Source organism: Mesocryomonas lacus (assembly GCF_055730135.2).
Genome location: NZ_JBUZWE020000016.1, coordinates 43798 through 64154, shown reverse-complemented (window position 1 = coordinate 64154; position 20357 = coordinate 43798). Strand labels below are relative to the sequence as shown.

At 65.3% G+C, this 20357-nt stretch carries 18 protein-coding genes; 12 read left to right on the top strand and 6 right to left on the bottom strand.

What is annotated here, in order from left to right; genetic code table 11:
- Positions 1 to 26: 26 nt before the first annotated feature.
- Positions 27 to 371 (bottom strand): RidA family protein, encoded by a 345-nt coding sequence (locus ACZLZY_RS21680; protein ID WP_472936138.1) that lies wholly within the window; start codon positions 369 to 371, stop codon positions 27 to 29.
- A 531-nt stretch (positions 372 to 902) separates the two neighbouring features.
- Between ACZLZY_RS21680 and ACZLZY_RS21675 the strand changes: the two genes are divergently transcribed.
- The 3 genes from ACZLZY_RS21675 to ACZLZY_RS21665 all read left to right on the top strand — a co-directional run bounded on the left by ACZLZY_RS21675 (position 903) and on the right by ACZLZY_RS21665 (position 4787).
- The gene (locus tag ACZLZY_RS21675; RefSeq protein ID WP_472936137.1) at positions 903 to 1427 is read left to right on the top strand and encodes a putative pterin-binding protein; all 525 of its coding nucleotides are present in this window, start codon (positions 903 to 905) and stop codon (positions 1425 to 1427) included.
- Between the two features lie 26 nt (positions 1428 to 1453).
- Positions 1454 to 3376: a putative bifunctional diguanylate cyclase/phosphodiesterase gene (locus tag ACZLZY_RS21670; protein ID WP_472936136.1), complete on the top strand. Its 1923-nt coding sequence runs from the start codon at positions 1454 to 1456 to the stop codon at positions 3374 to 3376.
- A gap of 178 nt (positions 3377 to 3554) precedes the next feature.
- The gene (locus tag ACZLZY_RS21665) at positions 3555 to 4787 is read left to right on the top strand and encodes an NAD(P)/FAD-dependent oxidoreductase (RefSeq protein ID WP_472936135.1); all 1233 of its coding nucleotides are present in this window, start codon (positions 3555 to 3557) and stop codon (positions 4785 to 4787) included.
- Positions 4788 to 4963: 176 nt separating this feature from the next.
- On the opposite strand, the gene ACZLZY_RS21660 is transcribed toward ACZLZY_RS21665, so the two are convergent.
- The 3 genes from ACZLZY_RS21660 to ACZLZY_RS21650 form a co-directional block, all read right to left on the bottom strand.
- Positions 4964 to 5299: a DUF2147 domain-containing protein gene (locus ACZLZY_RS21660; RefSeq protein ID WP_472936134.1), complete on the bottom strand. Its 336-nt coding sequence runs from the start codon at positions 5297 to 5299 to the stop codon at positions 4964 to 4966.
- 238 nt (positions 5300 to 5537) lie between these two features.
- Positions 5538 to 6536, bottom strand: coding sequence for a L,D-transpeptidase family protein (locus ACZLZY_RS21655; RefSeq protein WP_472936133.1), 999 nt, complete (start codon positions 6534 to 6536; stop codon positions 5538 to 5540).
- A 149-nt stretch (positions 6537 to 6685) separates the two neighbouring features.
- On the bottom strand, positions 6686 to 7729 hold the full coding sequence (locus ACZLZY_RS21650) for an aldo/keto reductase (RefSeq protein WP_472936132.1): 1044 nt from the start codon (positions 7727 to 7729) through the stop codon (positions 6686 to 6688).
- Between the two features lie 258 nt (positions 7730 to 7987).
- On the opposite strand from ACZLZY_RS21650, the gene ACZLZY_RS21645 reads away from it, so the two are divergent.
- The 3 genes from ACZLZY_RS21645 to ACZLZY_RS21635 all read left to right on the top strand — a co-directional run bounded on the left by ACZLZY_RS21645 (position 7988) and on the right by ACZLZY_RS21635 (position 13340).
- Positions 7988 to 9397 (top strand): NAD(P)-dependent oxidoreductase, encoded by a 1410-nt coding sequence (locus ACZLZY_RS21645; protein ID WP_472936131.1) that lies wholly within the window; start codon positions 7988 to 7990, stop codon positions 9395 to 9397.
- A 10-nt stretch (positions 9398 to 9407) separates the two neighbouring features.
- A complete protein-coding gene (gene preA / locus ACZLZY_RS21640; RefSeq protein WP_472936130.1) occupies positions 9408 to 10712 on the top strand; it encodes an NAD-dependent dihydropyrimidine dehydrogenase subunit PreA in 1305 nt (434 codons plus the stop codon).
- 156 nt (positions 10713 to 10868) lie between these two features.
- Positions 10869 to 13340, top strand: coding sequence for a putative bifunctional diguanylate cyclase/phosphodiesterase (locus ACZLZY_RS21635; protein WP_472936129.1), 2472 nt, complete (start codon positions 10869 to 10871; stop codon positions 13338 to 13340).
- 9 nt (positions 13341 to 13349) lie between these two features.
- Here ACZLZY_RS21635 and ACZLZY_RS21630 read toward each other — a convergent pair whose 3' ends face one another.
- The gene (locus ACZLZY_RS21630; RefSeq protein ID WP_472936128.1) at positions 13350 to 14060 is read right to left on the bottom strand and encodes a TetR family transcriptional regulator C-terminal domain-containing protein; all 711 of its coding nucleotides are present in this window, start codon (positions 14058 to 14060) and stop codon (positions 13350 to 13352) included.
- A gap of 159 nt (positions 14061 to 14219) precedes the next feature.
- Here ACZLZY_RS21630 and aptA point away from each other — a divergent pair, with 159 nt between their 5' ends.
- The 5 genes from aptA to hydA are packed head-to-tail and all read left to right on the top strand — an operon-like array spanning position 14220 to position 18915.
- Positions 14220 to 15566: an omega-aminotransferase AptA gene (gene aptA / locus ACZLZY_RS21625; RefSeq protein ID WP_472936127.1), complete on the top strand. Its 1347-nt coding sequence runs from the start codon at positions 14220 to 14222 to the stop codon at positions 15564 to 15566.
- A gap of 39 nt (positions 15567 to 15605) precedes the next feature.
- The gene (locus ACZLZY_RS21620; RefSeq protein ID WP_472936126.1) at positions 15606 to 16853 is read left to right on the top strand and encodes a Zn-dependent hydrolase; all 1248 of its coding nucleotides are present in this window, start codon (positions 15606 to 15608) and stop codon (positions 16851 to 16853) included.
- 25 nt (positions 16854 to 16878) lie between these two features.
- Positions 16879 to 17094: an antitoxin MazE-like protein gene (locus ACZLZY_RS21615; RefSeq protein WP_472936125.1), complete on the top strand. Its 216-nt coding sequence runs from the start codon at positions 16879 to 16881 to the stop codon at positions 17092 to 17094.
- Positions 17094 to 17456 carry a type II toxin-antitoxin system PemK/MazF family toxin gene (locus ACZLZY_RS21610; protein ID WP_472936124.1) on the top strand — a complete coding sequence of 121 codons (363 nt, stop codon included), beginning with the start codon at positions 17094 to 17096 and terminating at the stop codon, positions 17454 to 17456. Before ACZLZY_RS21615 ends, ACZLZY_RS21610 begins: the two co-directional genes overlap by 1 nt.
- Positions 17457 to 17466: 10 nt before the next feature.
- Positions 17467 to 18915, top strand: a complete 1449-nt coding sequence (gene hydA / locus ACZLZY_RS21605) for a dihydropyrimidinase (protein WP_472936123.1) — start codon at positions 17467 to 17469, stop codon at positions 18913 to 18915.
- Between the two features lie 47 nt (positions 18916 to 18962).
- Here the strand turns inward: hydA and ACZLZY_RS21600 are convergent, their stop codons facing one another.
- Entirely contained in the window at positions 18963 to 19373 is a 411-nt protein-coding gene (locus ACZLZY_RS21600; RefSeq protein WP_472936122.1) for a cupin domain-containing protein, read from the bottom strand.
- Between the two features lie 134 nt (positions 19374 to 19507).
- Between ACZLZY_RS21600 and ACZLZY_RS21595 the strand changes: the two genes are divergently transcribed.
- Positions 19508 to 20341 carry an ABC transporter ATP-binding protein gene (locus tag ACZLZY_RS21595; protein WP_472936121.1) on the top strand — a complete coding sequence of 278 codons (834 nt, stop codon included), beginning with the start codon at positions 19508 to 19510 and terminating at the stop codon, positions 20339 to 20341.
- The last annotated feature ends 16 nt before the right edge of the window (positions 20342 to 20357 follow it).

The following is a 20357-nucleotide window of genomic DNA, read 5'->3' as shown; positions in this document are numbered from 1 at the left end:
TATCTGAGGTTAAGCGCGGCGCCGGATCAGACGGCGGCGATGACGATCACTTCGACGAGGTAGTCCGGCGTTGCCAGCTTGGACTCGCCGGTGGCGCGCGCCGGCGGGTTGGCCGGGTCCACCCAGGCATCCCAGACGGCGTTCATCTTGCCGAAATCAGCGATGTCCGCGAGCCAGATGGTGGCGTTCAGGATCTTCGACTTGTCCGTGCCAGCGGCAGCGAGCAGCCGGTCGACTTCTGCAAGCGCGGTCTTGGTCTGCGCCGTGACGTCGTCGCCGGCGTTTCCGACCTGGCCGGCGAGGTAGACGGTGTCACCGTGGACGACAGCGCCGGACATGCGCGTGCCCGGCTCGATGCGGCGAATGGTCATTCGGATAATCCTTCTGGAAGGGGGACGCGCCTCCTTAACAGGGGAGCGCGTGACGGTGAAGCCGGAATGGGGCGCACCGGCCAAGGCGGTTCGGGGCGCACACCGACCGTTGCTCCCGCTGTCGTTCTGGTTGGCGCGGCTGCCCGGCTTCAACCAAGGCGTAGCTTCGCCAATGGTGTAAGTTGCGGATGGTGAACTATTTCAGCCGTTAGGAGAGTCGTGTTCCGCCTCACCGAAAGCGTTCCATAGGTTGCTCTGCTGATTGTCAGGCTAATCGTTAATCAATCTACAAATCTTTACTCGTTTCATGCTGCTAATGTTAAAGAGAATGAATTGGTAGGTTGTTAATGAGCGATCGCTATAAGATTCCTGGTCATTTCGGGCGGTTCTGCTTTGTCCTCGAGATGAGCGCATCCGCCGTCCGCGGTTGTTAGTAACTCCGGCGGGTCGTCGGCGGACACCAACGACAACAGATCCCGGCTGATCCCGGTATCCGGGGCAGCCTTGGTCCAACAGGAAAGATCCGAGACGATGACTGTTTCTCTCACGCGCCGGCATCTCCTGGCGATGGCCACCGGCGCGGCGCTTTGCGGCCTTGGCCCTCGCGCACAGGCTGCCGAACTCGGCAAGCCGACGGGAAAGCCGGTGCTGCGCATCGGCGGAAAGATCGGCCTGCACAACGTGGATGACGAGGCCGTCTTCGACGTCGCGATGCTGGACGCTCTGGGCACCCGCAGCTTCAAGACGAAGACACCGTGGACCGATGGCGTCGTCACCTGGGAAGGCGTGCCGATGAGCGTTCTGATGAAGGCGGTCGAAGCCTCCGGCTCCACCATTCGCACGACGGCGTTGAACGACTACGTTGCGGACATGCCGATGGCCGGCCTTGCGGACGAGGGCTCGATCCTGGCCATTCGCCGCGATGGAGAATTGATGCCGGTCAGCAATAAGGGGCCGCTCTTCATCGTCTATCCTTTCGACGACGCCACCGAACTCCAGCGACAGAGCTTCTACATGCGCTGCGTTTGGCAGATCGCTCGGATGGACATTCTTTAGCCTGATCGTCCGGAACAAGGTGCGGCATGACCCGGATCGAAGACAGGTGGGAACTGCCGCTGCTGGTGGTAACGGCGGGGCTCGGTATTGTCGCTGCGGCGATGCTCCTGTCGAGCACCCGGTACATCCAGCGCATTGCCACCTCGTCCGAGAACAACGTCATCTACGAGGTCATGGCGACGTCGCCGGAACTTGCCCGTCTTCAGTCGACCGTCGCCGCCCGGTTTCTTCCGGGATCGACGATCACCGACGACGATGTCGCGCTGCGGTTCTCGATCCTCGAGAACCGCATGCTCGTGCTGGCGACCGCTGAGTCCCGTAAGGTTCGCCAGGACAGCGAGGAGGCCAGCGACCTCATCCGGCGCTTGCGGTCAGCTGTCGCGGCCGCTGCGCCGAAGGTCGCACAGCTTCGCAGCGCGGAGGACGCGGTCGATGTCTTGGCGATCTTCGAGCCCCTGAACCGGCAAGCGACACGGCTGGCGGCGCTGACGACATCGTCGGCGGCAACCCGCATCGCCGACAACGAGCACAAGCTCGCCTACATCCTCTGGCTGTTGCTGGGGAACATTCTCGGCTTGCTTGCCTGTGGCATCACCGTGATCGCGCTGCTGCGGCGGGCGCGGCGGCGGGCCCACAAGAGTGCCGGCATCGACGTGCTGACGCGGTTGCCGAACCGACTGGCGTTCAACACCGTGCTGGCCGCCGAATTCCAGGCCGCAAAGCCACGCGAGACGCTGGCCGTGCTGACGTTCGACCTCGATTTCTTCAAGGACGTGAACGACACGCAAGGCCATGCCGCCGGCGACCAGCTGCTGACGATGGTGGCCGCACGGCTGCGGCCGGTCCTGTCCGACGCCGTGCTGTTCGCGCGGCTGGGAGGAGACGAGTTCGCGGCGATTTATCGTTGCCCAGACGCGTTGGCGGCCGCGGAAGCGTCGGCACAGCGGATCGGAGAGGCCTTCGAGACCCCCTTCGCGGTGGCGCAGAAGATGCTGGTCACCGGTGGCAGCATCGGGATCGCGGTGGCCAGCCCGGACGACCGGGACCCCGACGAGTTGCTGCGGAATGCCGATCTTGCGCTTTACGCCACCAAGGGTGCACGGCGCGGGGGATACCATGTCTACGAGCCGGGGCTGAAAGCTGCCTATCTGGCGCGCCAGACGCTGATCAGCGATTTTGACGTCGCGCTGGCGGAAGGTCAGTTCGAGGTCTATTTCCAGCCGATCATCGTTCTGGACAACCGACGCACCAGCGGCTTCGAGGCTCTGCTACGCTGGAATCACCCCTCGAGAGGCTGGGTGCTGCCGGGCGAGTTCATCGAGATCGCCGAGGAGACCGGCTTCATTCTGCCGGTCGGACGGTGGATCATCGACCGGGCCTGCGCGGTGGCTTCCGGTTGGCCCGATGATGTCGGCGTCGCGGTCAATCTGTCGGCGCGGCAGTTCGTTGATCCCGATCTTCGATCCTGTGTGCTCGATGCCCTGACCCGTCATGCGCTGACGCCGAAACGGCTGACGCTGGAAATCACCGAGTCGGCGCTTTTGCAGAACGACCAGTCCGTGCTGGTCACGCTTAACGCACTGCGCGAGGTCGGCGTGCAGATCGCACTCGACGACTTTGGGACGGGCTATGCCTCGCTAAGCTATCTCACGCGCTTTCCCTTCGACGTCATCAAGATCGATCAGTCCTTCGTCCGCGGCGCCTCGCATCGATCGAACGAGGCCGTCATCATCCACGCCATCTGCGATCTCGCCAGCAAGCTCGGCATGGCGACGGTGGCGGAAGGCATCGAGACCGCCGAACAGCTCGCCATGGTTCGCGCCGCCGGGTGCAGCGAGGGGCAAGGCTACCTGTTCGACCGGCCCATGAACGCGGCCCAGGCTGCCGAACGCCTCGCGCGCGAGGCGCAGCCGTTGGCGCCGAGATTGCTGAAGTGCCTGCCTGTCTGAATAAGGCCAGTTTTTTGATAAGGTATCTGCTCCGCCATGGAGACTCGGGCGCTGGATCGGCGCTCGAAACCGCTGTAGACCGACGCGCTCTTGCATGAAGGTTCCGGATGCAGTCGTCGTCTCTTTTCCCCCTCAGGCAAACCACGCACTTGCGGTTCGTCGCCACTAGAACTTCGCGATGACGCGCGTCGTCATCGCCGGTGCCGGTCAGGCGGGATTCCAGGCGGCACATAGCCTGCGGCTGGCGGGCTTTGACGGCGAGATCATGCTTGTCGGTGACGAGGGCCGGTTGCCCTATCAACGCCCCCCGCTGTCGAAAGCCTATCTAAAAGACGACTTCGGCTTCGATCGCCTGCCCTTGCGTCCCGAAAACTTCTACGAGCAGAACCGCATTGAACTCCGCCTGTCCGATGGGCTGCGGCAGATCCACCGGGAGGCTGGCCGGGTCCAACTCGCCTCCGGCACGACCGTCGCCTTCGACCACCTCATCCTCGCTTTGGGCGCCCGTAACCGGGTGCTTGCCTTGCCGGGAGCGGGGCTTCCCGGCGTTCACCTGCTGCGCAGCGCAGCCGAGGCGGAACAACTGCGCCTCGCTCTCGGGACGGCTGAGCGTCTTGCGGTGATCGGTGGCGGATTCATCGGCCTCGAGGTCGCCGCCTCGGCGCGGTTGAAAGGCCTTGCCGTCACCGTCTACGAGGCGACGGACCGGCTGATGGGTCGCGTCGTGTCGCCGGCGATCTCCGACTTCTTTCTGGAAGCGCACCGCGCCATGGGGACGACGGTGGTGCTGGGTGCTGCGATCATCGGCATTGCCGGCGAGACGGCGGTGCGCGGGGTCGAGACGGACCGAGGGTTCGATCCGGCGGACCTGGTGCTGATGGCCGCCGGCGTCGTGCCGAATGACGAGGTCGCGGCCCATGCCGGCCTCGAGACGGCGGGCGGAATCACCGTCGACCGGTTCATGACCACCAGCGATCCGCGGATCTTCGCGATCGGGGACTGTGCGGTCTTTCACAGCCGGCATGCGGCGGGATGGGTTCGGCTGGAATCGGTCCAGAACGCGGTCGATCAGGCGAAATGCGTTGCGGCACGCATCATCGGGGGCGACACGGCCTACGACAGCGTGCCGTGGTTCTGGAGCGATCAGGGGAGCTACAAGCTACAGATCGCCGGCATTACCGCGTCAGCCGATCATGTCCATGTCGCCGGTTCATTCACCGAGGGCCGCCTCATCACCTACTGCTTCCGCGGCGACCGTCTCCTCGGGATCGAGACGGTCAATCGTCCCGGCGACCACATGGCAGGCCGCAAATTTCTGTCAGGTGATTTCGCGCTGGCAAAAGCCGAAATCGCGAGCGCTGACTTCGATCTCAAGAGCCATCTCGGAAGGCTTTCAGCTGCGATAGCCTGAAACGCGCACCAACGTTTGATACGTTAAGAACGGCATTCAATGCCTGGCAGTCAAAGTCGAATGGCTTTTGAGCTGGCTGCAGCCAGCTTGTCGAATGAGTTAAAAACCGCAGGGCGCACCTTCTCTAGACGAGAAAAGGAAGTGCGCCCTGCACGTTCAAATTGTCTTTGATCGTCCTAGACGCGGACCCAGACCTGCGTCTTGCAGAGGATTTTGAGAGCGCAGCCCGTCAGGTTTAGCTTGTCGCCCTGCACGTCGGCGCTGCCGCTATAGGTATTGTTGTCGCGCGGGTCGGTGACGATGCCCTCGTACTTCGCGCCGGAGCCGTTCATCGTCCCGGCATCCTTGCCTTTGTGCTGGCCGGAAATGACCGTCGCGCAGAAGCCGCTCGAGCAGGGGGCAATATTCACGATGCCGCCGCCGGGCGCCTTCCACTTGCCGACGATAGGCTCTGCCGCGAAGGCAGCAGTCGAGGACAGGATCAGCGTCGCGGCGATGAGGGACTTCAGCATGGATATCTCACGTCAATGTTTCGTTCCAGCAATACGCACGTGGCGCGTCTGACGTTCCGATTCCAGTCCGTGCCAATGGCGCACCCGCTCGCAAACTCAGGCTTTGCAGGGGCGCGAAATCGTCACTTCCGAGTGAGCCTGCGTAGCCGCCCCGAGGGCGCACGCTTGAGAAGACCAGTTCAGAACGCAGGCCAAACTCGGTCGGGCGCGCTCCCCATTAAAGAAGGCGACGACGCGTTCAGGGCGTAGGCGATTTTGCGGGAGCGGGGGCGACGTAGGGATCGGCGAGCGCTGCATCCGGCCGGCTGATCTGGACGGAGGTGCCCGAGGTCTGCTTGGCAAGGCCGTCGGCGCCGAGTTGCGCCAGCATGTCGCGGAACCGCGGATGCATCCCGCCATCGGCATAGGCGGAGGCGCTGCCGGCCTTTCCGGACTCCAGCAATGCCTGCAACTGTACGCTGTCGCGGGCTCTCTGGGCGGCCACACGCTGGTCGATCCGGCTCTTCATCGGCGGACAGGCGGCCGCCGGGTTGATCACCGCGCCGGGAACGGCGGGCTCGGCATCGAAAACATAGCGACCGCCACAGGCGTCGACCTTCGGCTCGCGCCGGGTCGCCTCGAAAACATCGTAGCCGAGCTTCAAATTTTTCCAGAACGCCATGTTCGGATCGAAGCGGTGCTTGGCCATTTCGGTGGGCGTCATGCGGAACGGAAAGGCCTGGACCTGGAAATCGGTCTGGCCCGAGGCGAGCGCAGCCTCGACCATGGCATAGACCTCGCCGACGCCCTCGTCGGTCATCGCAAAGCATCCGGCCGACGAGCAAGCGCCGTGCACCATCAGCGCGTCACCGGTGTAGCCGAGCGACGCCTCGAGCGGATTGGGATAGCCGAGATTGAAAGAGCGGTAGTATTTCGAGTTCGGGTTCAGATTGGCCCTGGTGACGCGGTAGAACCCTTCCGGCGCCTGCCGGTCGCCGATCTTGGTCTTCGGGCCGAGCTTGCCGGACCAGCGGCAAAGCGGAAAGCTCTTGGCCAGCGCGTAGCGCCCGTCGGCGCCGAGCTTCCAGACTTCGAGCTCGCTTTCTTCCTTGAAGATCCGCACGAGCACCGAGCCTTGCGGTCGCTGCTGCAGGGCGGCGATCTCGGCAATGCCCTTGTAGGCGTCTTCCGTCACGGAGACGCAGCCCGTCAAAGCGAGGGCCGCCGATATCGCGAGGATGCGCAAGCCAGATAGCATCGTTTCTCCAGAGCCCATGGGGCCAGCATCGGCAGGTTGCGTGCGACCACGATGCCGATCGCACGCAAAGCCGGCGATTTGACGGTCGCCGGGCAGGATAGGCCGTCATGGTAAACGGCGTCTTTACAACCGCTTCACCCCCGGCGGCGTCAGAGGGGGAGGGGATAACGGCGGTAGACGGCCGCGATCTCTTCCATCACGTCGGCGCCGAGCTCGAGATCGGCCGCGCCGATGTCGGTGGCGAGCTGCTCCATCGTCGTCGCGCCGATGATGACCGAGGCCATGAAGGGCCGTGTCAGGCAGAAGGCCAAAGCCATCTGGCTGGGGTCGAGCCCATGCCGGCGGGCGATCGCGGTGTATTCGTCGGCCACCGACAGCGCCGAGGGCGTGAACCGGCCGCCGAGATCGGTGTTGATGGTCGCGCGCGACCCCTCGGGCTTGGCGCCCTCGGCGTATTTGCCGGTGAGGAGGCCGGCGGCGAGCGGCGAATAGGCGAGCAGCCCGACATCCTCGTTCAGCGAGAGCTCCGCCAGATCGAGGTCGTAGATGCGGTGCATCAGGCTGTACTCGTTTTGCAGCGAGGCCATGCGCGGCAGGCCATGGGCCCGCGACAGCTCGAGGAACTGCGCCGTGCCCCAGGCGGTCTCGTTGGACAGTCCGACGTGGCGGATCTTGCCGGCGGCGATCAGCTCCGCGAGCGTCTCGAGGACGGCCTGCATGTTGTCGCGGATGGCGACGGGATCTTGACCCGACGGATCATAGGTCCAGGACTTGCGGAAATGGTAGGAGCCGCGGTTCGGCCAGTGCAGCTGGTAGAGGTCGATCACGTCGGTCTGCAGGCGGGCGAGGCTGCCGTCGACGGCGATCTTCAGGCTCTCCGGCGTAATCGGCCCGCCGTCGCGAACCTTGTCATTGCCGGCGCCGATGATCTTGGTCGCGACGATGATGTCCTGCCGTTTGCCGGAGGCCTTCAGCCAGCTGCCGACGATCTCCTCGGTCCGTCCGACGGTCTCTTTCGCCAGCGGCGTCGTCGGGTACATTTCGGCGGTGTCGAAGAAATTGACGCCGTGCGCCACGGCATAGTCCATCTGAGCATGGCCCTCGGCCTCGCTGTTCTGGCTACCCCAGGTCATGGTGCCGAGGCAGATCTCGCTGACGTCCAGGCCGGTACGGCCGAGCGGGCGGGTTTTCATGGGCTTTTTCCGATGATGGGAAGGGAGGATTTCGCGGCTTCGCCGCTTCATACGGAAGGATCGAACGGCGATCCAGTCTGATGTCCGGCAGCGCGCGCTTCAGTACGTCGCGTTGCCCGTAAAGCGAGGCCTTGCCGACGCCCCAGCGAAATCTTTGACCAGATGATAAAAAATTTGACCGTTCTAAAATTTCGGACCATTCTAAACTGGATCAGTCCGGCGCACTGACCGGACGGCTGCAGATGAGGCTGGTTTCGCATGAATGAAGCGCCTGCCGTTCCCGATATTGCCTGTGCCCGGCTTTCGCCGGAGCAGCTCTCCGCCAACTTCGCGGACGTGCACCCGCCGCTCGACCGGCACGAGGCACTGGTCGAGGCTGACCGCTGCTATTTCTGCTACGACGCGCCGTGCATGACGGCCTGCCCGACCTCGATCGACATCCCGCTCTTCATCCGCGAGATCCAGGCCGGCAACCCGACGGGCGCCGCAAAAACCATCCTCCAGTCCAACATCCTCGGCGGCATGTGCGCCCGCGTCTGCCCGACCGAGACGCTGTGCGAGGAGGTCTGCGTGCGCGAGGTGGCCGAGGGCAAGCCGGTGCGGATCGGCCTCCTGCAGCGCCACGCGACCGACCATCTGATGGCGCGCGAAGGGCATCCCTTCAGCCGCGCCGCGCCGACCGGCAAGCGGGTGGCGGTTGTCGGGGCGGGGCCTGCGGGCCTCTCCTGCGCCCACCGGCTGGCTCTCCTCGGGCACGACGTCACCCTCTTCGACGCCCGTCCGAAAGCTGGCGGCCTCAACGAGTTCGGCATCGCGGCCTATAAGGCCGTCGACGACTTCGCCCAGCGCGAGGTCGAGTTCATCCTCGGGATCGGCGGGATCACGGTGGAGACCGGCAAGATGCTCGGTCGCGACCTGCAGCTGGACGATCTCAACGCCACCTTCGACGCCGTCTTCCTCGGCATGGGGCTGGCCGGCGTCAACGCGCTGCAGGTCGAGGGGGAGGTCGCGGCCGGCGCGCTCGACGCGGTCGACTGGATTTCGGGGCTGCGGCAGGCCGATGACGTCGCGACGGTGCCGATCGGCCGGCGTGTCGTGGTGATCGGCGGCGGCATGACCGCCATCGATGCCGCCGTCCAGGCGAAGGCCCTCGGCGCCGAGGAAGTGACGGTCGCCTACCGCCGCGGGCAGGCGGCGATGAATGCCTCGCGTTACGAGCAGGAACTGGCGCAAACCCGCGGCGTGTCGCTGCGCCTGCACCTGCAGCCGGTGAAGATCCTGACTGAGGGCGGCGCGGTCTCCGGCGTCGTGTTTGCGCGCACACTGGTCGAGGACGGGCGCCTTATCGTGACCGACGAGCGGGTAACGATCGAGGCCGATCAGGTCTTCAAGGCAATTGGCCAGGCGTTTCTGCCGGTCGGCGTCGAGGGCCTCCTCGCGCTGGAGGCGGGCCGCATCAAGGTCGATGCCGACCGCCGCACCAGTCTTGCCGGTGTCTGGGCGGGCGGCGATTGCGCGGCCGGCGGCGAGGACCTCACCGTCGTCGCGGTCGAGGACGGCAAGGTGGCGGCGATGAGCATCCACGAGGCCTTGAGCGCCCCGGCGGGGATCGCCGCCCGGCTCGCCGGGACGCTGTCCTCCGCCTTTTCGTCTTTGACCGCCCGCTGAGGAGATCGCTATGGCCGACCTGTCGACGACCTTTCTTGGCATCTCTTCGCCGAACCCGTTCTGGCTGGCGTCGGCGCCACCGACGGACAAGGAGTACAACGTCCAGCGCGCCTTCGAGGCCGGCTGGGGCGGCGTCGTCTGGAAGACGCTCGGCGAGGGCGATCCCGTCGTCAACGTCAACGGCCCGCGCTACGGCGCGGTGTATGGGCCGGGTCGGCGGCTGCTCGGCCTCAACAACATCGAGCTGATCACCGACCGGGCGCTCGACCTCAATCTCGAGGAGATCGCGCGGGTCAAGCGGAACTGGCCGGACCGCGCGATGATCGTCTCGCTGATGGTCCCTTGCGAGGAGGAGAGCTGGCGCTCGATCGTCCAGGCCGTGGAGCAGACGGGCGCCGACGGCGTCGAGCTGAACTTCGGCTGTCCGCACGGCATGAGCGAGCGCGGCATGGGTTCGGCGGTCGGGCAGGTGCCGGAATACATCGAGATGGTCGCGCGCTGGTGCAAACAGCACTGCCGCCTCCCGGTGATCGTCAAGCTGACGCCGAACATCACCGACATCCGCTATCCCGCCCGCGCGGCGCGGGCCGGCGGCGCCGATGCGGTGTCGCTGATCAACACCATTTCCTCGATCATCTCGATCGATCTCGACAATTTCGCGCCGACCCCGACCATCGACGGCAAGGGCAGCCATGGCGGCTATTGCGGCCCGGCGGTGAAGCCGATCGCGCTGAACATGGTCGCCGAGATCGCCCGTGACGCAGCGACGCGCGGCATGCCGCTCTCCGGCATCGGCGGCATCACCACTTGGCGCGATGCGGCCGAGTTCATCGCGCTCGGCTGCGGCACCGTGCAGGTCTGCACCGCAGCCATGACCTACGGCTTCAAGATCGTGCAGGAGATGGTCTCGGGCCTCTCCGACTGGATGGACGAGAAGGGCTACCGGACGATCGAGGATTTCCGCGGCCGCGCGGTGCCGAACGTCACCGACTGGCAGTACCTTAACCTCAACTATGTCACGAAGGCGCGGATCGACCAGGATCTCTGCATCCAGTGCGGCCGCTGCCACATCGCCTGCGAGGATACCTCGCATCAGGCGATCACCCGCGAGGTCGACGGTATCCGGCACTTCGAGGTGATCGACGCGGAGTGCGTCGGCTGCAATCTCTGCGTCAATGTCTGCCCGGTCGAGGACTGCATCACCATGGAGCAGATCGGCGGTTATGATCCCCGCACCGATCGTCCGATCCCGGCGACTTACGCGAACTGGACAACGCATCCGAGCAACCCGGCGGCGAAGCTCGAGCCGGCTTGAGCCTGGTTGCTAGCGTCAAGGTCTCCGCGATCGAGGGCATGGCCGCGTACGTCTTTTCGTTTCGCCTTAACTTTCTGGAAGTTAGTAGCTACCTAAGCTATTACTCACGGGGGCGCACGGTTCGCACGATCCCCCTGACCAGGGGCCTAAGCCGTCATGTCGATCAATCTGCGGTTGATGCTGCTATGTGGGGTCTTTGGCGTTCTGACACTTTTGGTCGGGATCGTCAGCGAGCGCACGCACGACAGGATCGACGTGCGCTTCAACCAGGAATACGCGGCCGTGCTGGCCTCGGCGTCGAACCTTGAAGCCGCCCGTCACGCCGCGGCGCTGACCGAGGCGCATTTTTCCCAGTTGCAAGGCTCCGAGGTTGCCCTCGATACCGCCGACCGAGGGGTGCTTGCCGCCGCGGTCGGCCGCATGCTGGCCGAGGTTCGCGCCTCGATGCCCACGGTCCGTGCGCCCGAGGCGCAGCGTGCCACCGACGCCGTCGTCTACGACCTCGTCGGCCTGCAGGGCACCCGGGGCGATCTGACCCGCCGCTCGCTCCTCGCACAACTCGCCAAGCTGGAAATCGCCCTCGACGCGGCGATCGCCGCGTCCCGCGAGGATGCGAGCCGCCTGGCGGGTGAGGTCACCGGACTGATCGCACTCGCTGCCCGCAGCAATCTGGCGGGACTTGCCTGTTCCTTCCTCGGCTTGGCCGCGGTGGCCTTCTGGATCTCCCGCAGTCTGGTCGAGCCGGTGCGACGGGCAACGGCGGCCATCGGCGCGATGGTCACGGGCAAGCCGGCCGGCAAGGAGGCGCCGGCCGGTGCCCGGGAGTTAATGGCTCTGCAACTGGCCTTGAAGGACCTCGGGAGCTGGGTCAGCACGCAGAGCGAGCTCCGGCGGCGCTCCATCCTGATGCAAGCAACCACACTCGGCAGCGCGCTGACGGCCAAGGAAAACCAGTTCCTCGCAGCGATGAACAACATGCCGCAGGGTCTCTGCATGCTGGATCACGAGCGGAACCTCGTCGTCTTCAACGAGCCCTTCGCAAAGCTGTTCGAGCAATTCCGGCACGGCGCCTGCGCCGCGACCATCCTCGCCGACCCGACCTTTCAGCTGTTTCTGGAACCGCACCAGACCGGCGTTTTCCTGCACGAAATGGAGAACGGCGAGATCTACCAGGTGAAGCGGCGCGGTGTCGGCGGCGGCGGGCTGGTCATCACTTTCGAGAATGTTACCGTCCAGCACCATTTCGCGCAGCGGCTGGAGCATCTTGCCGGACACGACGCGCTGACCGGGCTCGCCAACCGCCGACAGTTCAGCACGGCGCTGCAGGACATTTTGACGGGAGGCTCGGGTTTTGGCGAGATCGCGGTTTTCTACATCGACCTCGGCGGCTTCAAGCTGATCAACGACAGTTATGGCCATCCGGCCGGCGATGGGTTGCTGCAGGCGGTTGCTGAACGGCTGAGATCCTGCGCCGGGCCCCGCGACGTCGTCGCGCGCCTGGGCGGCGACGAATTTGCCATTATCCAGGAAGCCGGCGCGCAGCCCGCAGCGGCGACGGCCCTGGCCGATTGTCTTCTGCGGGCTTTCCTCCAGCCTTTCCCGATCGAGGCACGCCCGGTTCAGATATCGGCCAGTATCGGTATCGTCAGCGTATCGAACAAGGATGCAGCGGCGACGCGCTTGCCCGACGCGGTCATGCAGAGCTGCAACCTTGCGCTCTACGCGGCAAAGCGACAGGCGGGCAGTGCGTATCGCTTCTACGTCCCGGAAATGCGCGAGGACCTCAAGATCCGCCATGCCTTCGAGGACGATCTCCGCTTGGCATTGGTGAACGGCGAACTCGATCTCGTCTACGAACCCTTCGTCGATGCCGGCCGCTGCCAGATTTCCGGTTTCGAAGTGCTGCTGCGCTGGAATCATCCGCTTCGGGGCTTCGTCTCCCCTTCCAAATTCATTCCCGTGGCCGAGGAACTCGGCCTGATCGATGAGTTCGGCCTCTGGGCCTTGCGGACGGCCTGCGGACAGGCCGCGGAATGGCCGGAGGAGCTGATGCTCTCGGTCAATCTTTCCGCGGCTCAGTTCCGCAGCGGGACCTTGGTGTCCGACGTTGCCGCGGCGCTTGCCTGTTCGGGACTGGCGCCCGGCCGGCTGCAGATGGAGGTCACGGAGTCGCTGTTCCTCTCGCCGGCGCCGGAAATCCTCGACATGCTGACTGCCCTTCGCAAACTCGGCGTGCGCATCGCGATGGATGATTTCGGCACCGGTTACTCGTCGCTCGGCTACCTCACGCGCTTCCCGTTCGATAAGATCAAGATCGACCAGTCCTTCGTCCGCGACATCGACAAGCCCGAGAGCCGGGCAGTTGTCAGCGCGGTCCTCGGGATCAGCCGCGCCTTGAACATCGCGGTCATCGCCGAAGGCGTCGAGACGGTCGAACAGTACCGCCTGCTGCAGGAAGAGGGCTGCAGCCATATGCAAGGGTATCTGTTCAGCCGGCCACGGCCAGCTGGCGAACTGCCCTTGCTGCTGCTGGCGGTATCGCAGCAGCTGCAGCAGCTGCAGCGGCTGGATGGCGAAGCTTTCGGTGTGCCGGCCGGGCGCAGGCTTGCCAGCGACGGTCTGCGGTAATGTGTTGTCTCAGGAAGGGAGAGTGTCCCTTGCGCATCCCGACGGAGGCACCGCGGCTTGATCCCGCGGACGGATGCCGTTGAGGACGATGCTGAGCACCGCCTGCGCGGTCTGCTCCCGGAAGCCGGGCTTGCCGACCTGCTGGCCGAGCACCGCCCGGATCTGGATGTCGAAATCGGCATAGTGCTGGGTCGTCGCCCAGATCATGAAGATCAGGTGGTGCGGATCGATCGGCGCCAGCCTGCCTTCGTCGACCCAGCGGCGGATGACGCCGGCCTTTTCTTGCACCAGTGTCTTGAGGCGGGTCGTGAGGAAGCCGCCGATCGCCGGCGCGCCGGCCAGGATTTCGTTGGCGAAGAGCCGCGAGGCTTCGGGCTTGTCGGCCGACAGTGCGAGCTTCACCGAGATGTAGCGCCGCAGTTCCTCGATGGGATCACCGCTGGGATCAAGAGCCTCGAGCGGTGCCAGCCATTCGTCCAGCGTCGATTCCAGGACCGCGGCATAGATGTCCTGCTTGCGGCGGAAATAGTAGAGAAGGTTCGGCTTCGACATGCCGGCCTTGGCGGCGATCTGGTCAACGGTCGAGCCGCGGAAGCCATGCACGGAGAAGACCTCACGCGCCGCGTCGAGAATGATGCCGCGGTTGATCTGCTGGATCCGCGTCTGCTGGCGCTCTTCCCCGCCGGCCGATCCTGCGTCCTCGCCCGCCTTCGCATCCATGTTCTGCCGATCCCCGGTATCCCCGGCCAAACAATCCACCTGCCGTCCGCAATGCCGCTTGACCGGCTCGAGCCTCACTTCTAGCCTTCCCTTTGACCATGTAGTCAAGAATTCGCGGTGTCCTGGCGGATGGACGCGGAATCGAGGGGAGCGCCCATCATGAACGACACCGCGCCGATCCGGGGAGGCGCCCCGGTCGCCCCCAACAATCTCGAAGCCTTCTGGATGCCATTCACCTCGAACCGGCAGTTCAAGGAGGCGCCGCGCATGTTCGTCGGTGCCAAGGACATGCACTACACCACGGCCGACGGCCGCCAGGTGCTGGACGGCACCGCCGGGCTCTGGTGCTGCAATGCCGGCCATTGCCGCCCGAAGATCACCGAGGCGATCCAGCGCCAGGCTGCCGAGCTCGACTACGCCCCGGCCTTCCAGATGGGGCATCCGAAGGCGTTCGAGCTGGCCTCGCGGCTGGCGGCGATCGCCCCGACCGGGCTCGACCACGTGTTCTTCACCAATTCCGGCTCGGAGTCCGTCGAGACGGCGCTGAAGATCGCGCTTGCCTACCAGCGGGTGAAGGGCGAGGGCGGGCGCTTCCGGCTGATCGGCCGCGAGCGCGGCTATCACGGCGTCAATTTCGGCGGCATCTCGGTCGGCGGCATCGTCGGCAACCGCAAGATGTTCGGCACGCTCCTCACCGGCGTCGACCACATGCGCCACACCCATGATCCCGTCCGCAATCCCTATTCCGACGGCGAGGCCGAACATGGCATGGAACTCGCCGACGACCTCCTGCGGATCGCCACGCTGCACGATCCCTCGACCATCGCCGCCGTCATCGTCGAGCCGGTGGCGGGATCGACCGGCGTCCTGCCGCCGCCGAAAGGCTACCTCAAGCGCCTGCGCGAGATTTGCGACCAGCACGGCATCCTCCTGATCTTCGACGAGGTGATCACCGGCTACGGCCGCATGGGCGCGGCCTTTGCCGCCGATCATTACGGCGTCACCCCCGACATCATGGTCACCGCCAAGGGCCTGACCAACGGCGTCATCCCGATGGGCGCGGTCTTCGTGCGCGACGAGATCTACGAGGCCTTCATGCAAGGGCCGCCGGCGATGATCGAGTTCGCCCACGGCTACACCTATTCCGGCAACCCGATCGCCTCGGCGGCGGCGCTGGCGACGCTCGACACCTACCGCGAGGAAGGCCTGTTCGAGCGGGCGAAGGAGTTGATGCCGGTCTGGTCTCAGGCGATCCAGTCGCTGAAGGGCTGCCGGCATGTCATCGACATCCGCACGGTCGGCCTGATCGGCGCGATCGAGCTGGAGCCGATCCAGGGCCAGCCGACGAAGCGCGCCTTCGCCGCTTTCCTGAAAGCCTACGAGGCGGGGCTGCTCATCCGCACCACTGGCGACATCATCGCGCTGTCGCCGCCGCTGATCGTTTCCGAAGCCCAGATCGACGAGATCGTCGAAACGCTGCGGACCATCCTCGCCAATCTCGATTGACGGCATCCGCCTTCCCGCCACCAGCAGAAGAAGACCCGTATGGACCTTGCCACCAACCTCCAGATCGACGGCGACCGGCTCTGGGACTCGCTGGAGGAGATGGCGAAGATCGGTCCGGGGATCGCCGGGGGCAGCAACCGCCAGACGCTGACCGATGCCGATGGCGAGGGCCGGGCGCTGTTCCGGTCCTGGTGCGAGGCCGCCGGCCTCTCGATGGGGCTCGACACAATGGGCACCATGTTCGCGCGGCGCGAGGGCACCGATCCCCACGCGCTGCCGGTCTATGTCGGCAGCCACCTCGACACCCAGCCGACCGGCGGCAAGTATGACGGTGTGCTCGGCGTCCTGGCGGGGCTGGAGCTTATCCGCACGCTGAACGACCTCGGCATCAAGACCAGGCATCCCATCGTCGTGGTGAACTGGACGAACGAGGAGGGTGCGCGCTTTGCCCCGGCCATGATCGCCTCCGGGGTCTTCGCCGGCGTCATGGACGAGACCTGGGCCAAGAACCGGACGGATGCCGGCGGCAAGCGCTTCGGCGACGAACTCAAGCGCATCGGCTGGGAGGGCGACGAGCCGGTCGGAGAGCGCAAGATGAAGGCCTTCTTCGAATACCACATCGAGCAAGGGCCGATTCTCGAGGACGAGGGTATCGACATCGGCGTCGTCACCCACGGGCAAGGGCTCTATTGGCTCGAGGTCACCCTGACGGGGAAGGAGAGCCACACCGGCTCCACCCCGATGGGCAAGCGCCACAATGCCGGCCTCGGCATGGCGCGGGTGCTCGAACTCGTTCACGCCGTGGCGATGGACTACCAGCCGGGTGCCGTCGGCACGGTCGGGCACATGGAGGTCTATCCGAACTCGCGCAACATCATCGCCGGCCGCACCGTCTTTACCGTCGACATCCGCTCGCCTGACAAGACGACGCTGGAGGCCATGCGTGCGGCGATCGAGGATGGGATCGACATCATTGCTGAGGGGCTCGGGCTGGAAGTGACGGTCGAAGAGGTCGGGCACTTCGACCCCGTCACCTTCGACCAGACTTGCGTCTCGGCCGTCCGCTCGGCGGCCGAACGGCTCGGCCTCAGCCACCGCGACATCGTCTCTGGCGCCGGCCACGACGCCTGCTGGATCAACCGCGTGGCGCCGACGGCGATGATCTTCTGCCCTTGCGTCGATGGCCTCAGCCACAACGAGGCGGAGGCCATCACCAAGGATTGGGCGAAGGCCGGGGCCAACGTGCTGTTCCATGCCGTGGTCGAGACGGCAGGGATCGTGGCGTAGGATCGAGTTTTCGGTGGAGGCTGGAATGGGAAGGCCGCGGGAATTGACGGAGGCGGAGCGGACGGAGCTTCTGGCCAAGGGCTACAAGCCGGTGGAGGTCTGGGTCCTGGATTGGGACAATCCGAAAATTGTTGCAGAGATCGAGGAAGAATGCCGGCAGATACGGGAATCCGACCAGCGGACTGGGATGGATAAGACTCTCGACGCGTTTGCACGTGATGTTTGGGACGACCTGAACTGATGCGGCGCGGGTCGGTCGTCATCGTCTCGGCACAAGGAGACTATGGGAAGCCGCGGCCCGCCGTCATTGTTCAGGATACGCGTTTGCTCAACCTCGTAGACAGCATCACTGTGTGTTTCATGACCAGTGACATCAATCTTGGAAAGACGCTCCGCGTCACCGTGGAGCCGACGACCGAAAATGGTCTGCAGACGGTTTCGCAAGTTCAAATCGAGAAGGTCATGACGTTTCCATCCGATAAAGTCCGTGGCCCTATCGGTAGCTTGACTGAGGCAGAGATGGTCGCGGTGGACCAGGGGCTGCTGTTCTTCCTCGCACTGGTTCAGCCCATCGTCGTCTCCGTCTCGCCCGGCCATCGATAGAGGATTTTCCATGACCATCGTCATCAAGGGCGGCACCGTCGTCACCGCCGACCTGACCCTTCGCGCCGACGTGCTGATCGACGGAGAGACCATCGCGGCAATCGGGCCGGATCTTCAGGGCGACGAGGTGATCGACGCGTCCGGCGCCTATGTCATGCCGGGCGGCATCGACCCGCACACGCATCTCGAAATGCCGTTCATGGGCACGCACGCCGCCGAGGATTTTGACACCGGCACGGCGGCCGCGCTGTCGGGTGGCACGACGATGGTCGTCGACTTCTGCCTGCCGGCGCCGAACGAGGGGTTGATCGACGCGCTGCAGGCCTGGCACCAGAAGGCCGGCAAGGCACGTACCGACTTTTCCTTCCACATGGCGATCACGTGGTGGGAGCAGCAGGTGTTCGACGAGATGCCGCTGGTAGTGAAACGCGGCATCAATTCGTTCAAGCACTTCATGGCCTACAAGGGCGCGCTGATGGTGAACGACGACGAGATGTTCGCCTCGTTCTCGCGCTGCGCCGAGATCGGCGCGCTGCCGCTGGTGCATGCAGAGAACGGCGACGTCGTCGCCTTCCTGCAAGCCAAACTGATGGCCGAGGGCAATAGCGGGCCCGAGGCGCATGCCTATTCACGCCCGCCCGAGGTCGAAGGCGAGGCGACCAACCGGGCGATCATGATCGCCGACCAGGCAGGCGTGCCGCTCTACGTCGTGCACGTTTCCTGCGAGCAGGCGCACGAGGCGATCCGCCGGGCCCGGGCCAAGGGCATGCGGGTCTTCGGCGAGCCGCTGATCCAGCACCTGACCCTCGACGAGCGGGAGTACTTCAACTCGGACTGGGATTATGCCGCGCGCCGCGTGATGAGCCCTCCCTTCCGCAACAAGCAGCACCAGGATTCGCTCTGGGCGGGCCTTGCCAGCGGCTCGCTGCAGGTGGTGGCGACCGACCATTGCGCTTTCACGACGGAGCAGAAGCGGATGGGCGTCGGCGATTTCACCAAGATCCCGAACGGCACCGGGGGGCTGGAGGACCGGATGTCGGTGCTCTGGACCAAGGGCGTGGCCACCGGGCGCCTGACGATGAACGAGTTCGTCGCAGCCACCTCGACCAACATCGCCAAGATCCTGAACATCTATCCCCGCAAGGGCGCCATCCTGCCAGGCGCCGATGCCGACCTCGTCGTCTTCGACCCCGGCGCGACCAAGACGATCCGGGCGGCGGCGCAGAAGTCGATCATCGACTACAACGTCTTCGAAGGCGTCGAGGTGAGGGGGCTTGCCGCTGTCACCCTGTCGCGCGGGCGTATCGCCTATCGCGATGGCGAGGTGCGGGCTGAGACCGGCAGCGGGCAGTTCGTGCCGCGGCCGGCGGGGGCGGCCGTCGGCAAGGCCCTGTCGACTTGGAAGGAACTGACGGCGCCACGCCGGGTCGAACGCTCCGGCATTCCGGCGGGCGTTTGAGCGGCATGGCAGTCCTGGACGGCAGATGCCGGCGCGGGACCGATAGCTCAGATCGCCACAAGGCCATCAAGATCCGGCCGAAGCACGACGCTCTCCTGCTCGTTGGGGTCGGTGCGCGCGATCACCGCGACGCAAGGTTCGGTGCCCCGGTTGTAGTGCAGATGCGGCACTCCCGCGGGAATGTAGAAGAGGTCGCCGGCGGCGGTGACGGCATGGTGTTCGAGGCTCTCGCCGTAGAACACCTCGGCGACGCCGCTGACGACGTAGATCGCCGTTTCGTGGCGCTCGTGCAGATGCGCCTTGGCGCGGCCGCCGGGCGGAATGGTCAGGAGATGCATGCAGATGCCGGTTGAACCGACGCTTTCGGCTGAGATGCCGGCGAGATACCGGAAGCCCTGCTTGCCATCATACGTTGCCTCGGGTCGGATCAAGGCGCAGTCCTGCTTGGTCATGCTCATCGATGCGGCTCCTCTCGCAACGTCGGGCGCCGGGACCGGCGGACTTTCGGAGGATATTCCGATTTCACGCCGCCGTAATGCGCTGGCGTGCCGCTTGTCGCCGCCCGGTCAAGGATCGGCATTTCGGAGCCGGCATGTCTGACGTGCGATCCGCAGCCACCGCGCCATCGAGGGCAGCGCCGGGTGCCGCGGCGGTCGTCGAGGCCCGTGGCCTCGACCTCGTCTTCTCGACCTCCGACGGGCCGGTCCAGGCGCTGAAGAACATCGATCTCAGCATCGGCCGCGGCGAATTCGTCTCGCTGATCGGCCCGTCCGGTTGTGGCAAGACCACGCTTTTGCGGGTGATCGCCGATCTCGAGCGACCGACCGCCGGCACCATCACCGTCAACGGCCTGACGCCGGACGCGGCCCGCCGGGCGCGGGCCTATGGCTACGTGTTCCAGGCGGCGGCGCTTTACCCGTGGCGCAACATCGAGCGCAATGTCGGCCTGCCGCTGGAGATCATGGGCACCGACAAGGCGGAGCGCGCGCAACGGGTGGCCGAGGGGCTGGACCTCGTCGGCCTGACCGGGTTCGGCAAGAAATTTCCCTGGCAGCTGTCGGGCGGCATGCAGCAGCGCGCCTCGATCGCCCGCGCGCTGTCCTTCGATCCCGACCTCCTTCTAATGGACGAGCCTTTCGGGGCGCTGGACGAGATTGTCCGCGACCACCTCAATGCCGAACTGCTGAAGCTCTGGGCGAAGACGAGGAAGACCGTCGTCTTCGTCACGCACTCCATCCCGGAAGCGGTGTTCCTGTCGACGCGGATCGTGGTGATGAGCCCGCGGCCGGGGCGGATCCACGAGGTGATCGATTGCGATCTCGGCCCCGACCGACCGCTCGAAATCCGCGAGACCCCAGAATTCCTGGCGATCGCCCACCAGGTGCGCGAAGGACTGAGGGCAGGGCACAGCTATGACGGGGTTTGAGGGCGTGCCGAACGCT

What these genes read in the sequence shown, in the direction of transcription:
- ACZLZY_RS21680 (WP_472936138.1), bottom strand. Translation starts at nt 371, where the DNA reads ATGACCATTCGCCGCATCGAGCCGGGCACGCGCATGTCCGGCGCTGTC.
- ACZLZY_RS21675 (WP_472936137.1), top strand. Translation starts at nt 903, where the DNA reads ATGACTGTTTCTCTCACGCGCCGGCATCTCCTGGCGATGGCCACCGGC.
- ACZLZY_RS21670 (WP_472936136.1), top strand. Translation starts at nt 1,454, where the DNA reads ATGACCCGGATCGAAGACAGGTGGGAACTGCCGCTGCTGGTGGTAACG.
- ACZLZY_RS21665 (WP_472936135.1), top strand. Translation starts at nt 3,555, where the DNA reads ATGACGCGCGTCGTCATCGCCGGTGCCGGTCAGGCGGGATTCCAGGCG.
- ACZLZY_RS21660 (WP_472936134.1), bottom strand. Translation starts at nt 5,299, where the DNA reads ATGCTGAAGTCCCTCATCGCCGCGACGCTGATCCTGTCCTCGACTGCT.
- ACZLZY_RS21655 (WP_472936133.1), bottom strand. Translation starts at nt 6,536, where the DNA reads ATGCTATCTGGCTTGCGCATCCTCGCGATATCGGCGGCCCTCGCTTTG.
- ACZLZY_RS21650 (WP_472936132.1), bottom strand. Translation starts at nt 7,729, where the DNA reads ATGAAAACCCGCCCGCTCGGCCGTACCGGCCTGGACGTCAGCGAGATC.
- ACZLZY_RS21645 (WP_472936131.1), top strand. Translation starts at nt 7,988, where the DNA reads ATGAATGAAGCGCCTGCCGTTCCCGATATTGCCTGTGCCCGGCTTTCG.
- preA (WP_472936130.1), top strand. Translation starts at nt 9,408, where the DNA reads ATGGCCGACCTGTCGACGACCTTTCTTGGCATCTCTTCGCCGAACCCG.
- ACZLZY_RS21635 (WP_472936129.1), top strand. Translation starts at nt 10,869, where the DNA reads ATGTCGATCAATCTGCGGTTGATGCTGCTATGTGGGGTCTTTGGCGTT.
- ACZLZY_RS21630 (WP_472936128.1), bottom strand. Translation starts at nt 14,060, where the DNA reads ATGGATGCGAAGGCGGGCGAGGACGCAGGATCGGCCGGCGGGGAAGAG.
- aptA (WP_472936127.1), top strand. Translation starts at nt 14,220, where the DNA reads ATGAACGACACCGCGCCGATCCGGGGAGGCGCCCCGGTCGCCCCCAAC.
- ACZLZY_RS21620 (WP_472936126.1), top strand. Translation starts at nt 15,606, where the DNA reads ATGGACCTTGCCACCAACCTCCAGATCGACGGCGACCGGCTCTGGGAC.
- ACZLZY_RS21615 (WP_472936125.1), top strand. Translation starts at nt 16,879, where the DNA reads ATGGGAAGGCCGCGGGAATTGACGGAGGCGGAGCGGACGGAGCTTCTG.
- ACZLZY_RS21610 (WP_472936124.1), top strand. Translation starts at nt 17,094, where the DNA reads ATGCGGCGCGGGTCGGTCGTCATCGTCTCGGCACAAGGAGACTATGGG.
- hydA (WP_472936123.1), top strand. Translation starts at nt 17,467, where the DNA reads ATGACCATCGTCATCAAGGGCGGCACCGTCGTCACCGCCGACCTGACC.
- ACZLZY_RS21600 (WP_472936122.1), bottom strand. Translation starts at nt 19,373, where the DNA reads ATGAGCATGACCAAGCAGGACTGCGCCTTGATCCGACCCGAGGCAACG.
- ACZLZY_RS21595 (WP_472936121.1), top strand. Translation starts at nt 19,508, where the DNA reads ATGTCTGACGTGCGATCCGCAGCCACCGCGCCATCGAGGGCAGCGCCG.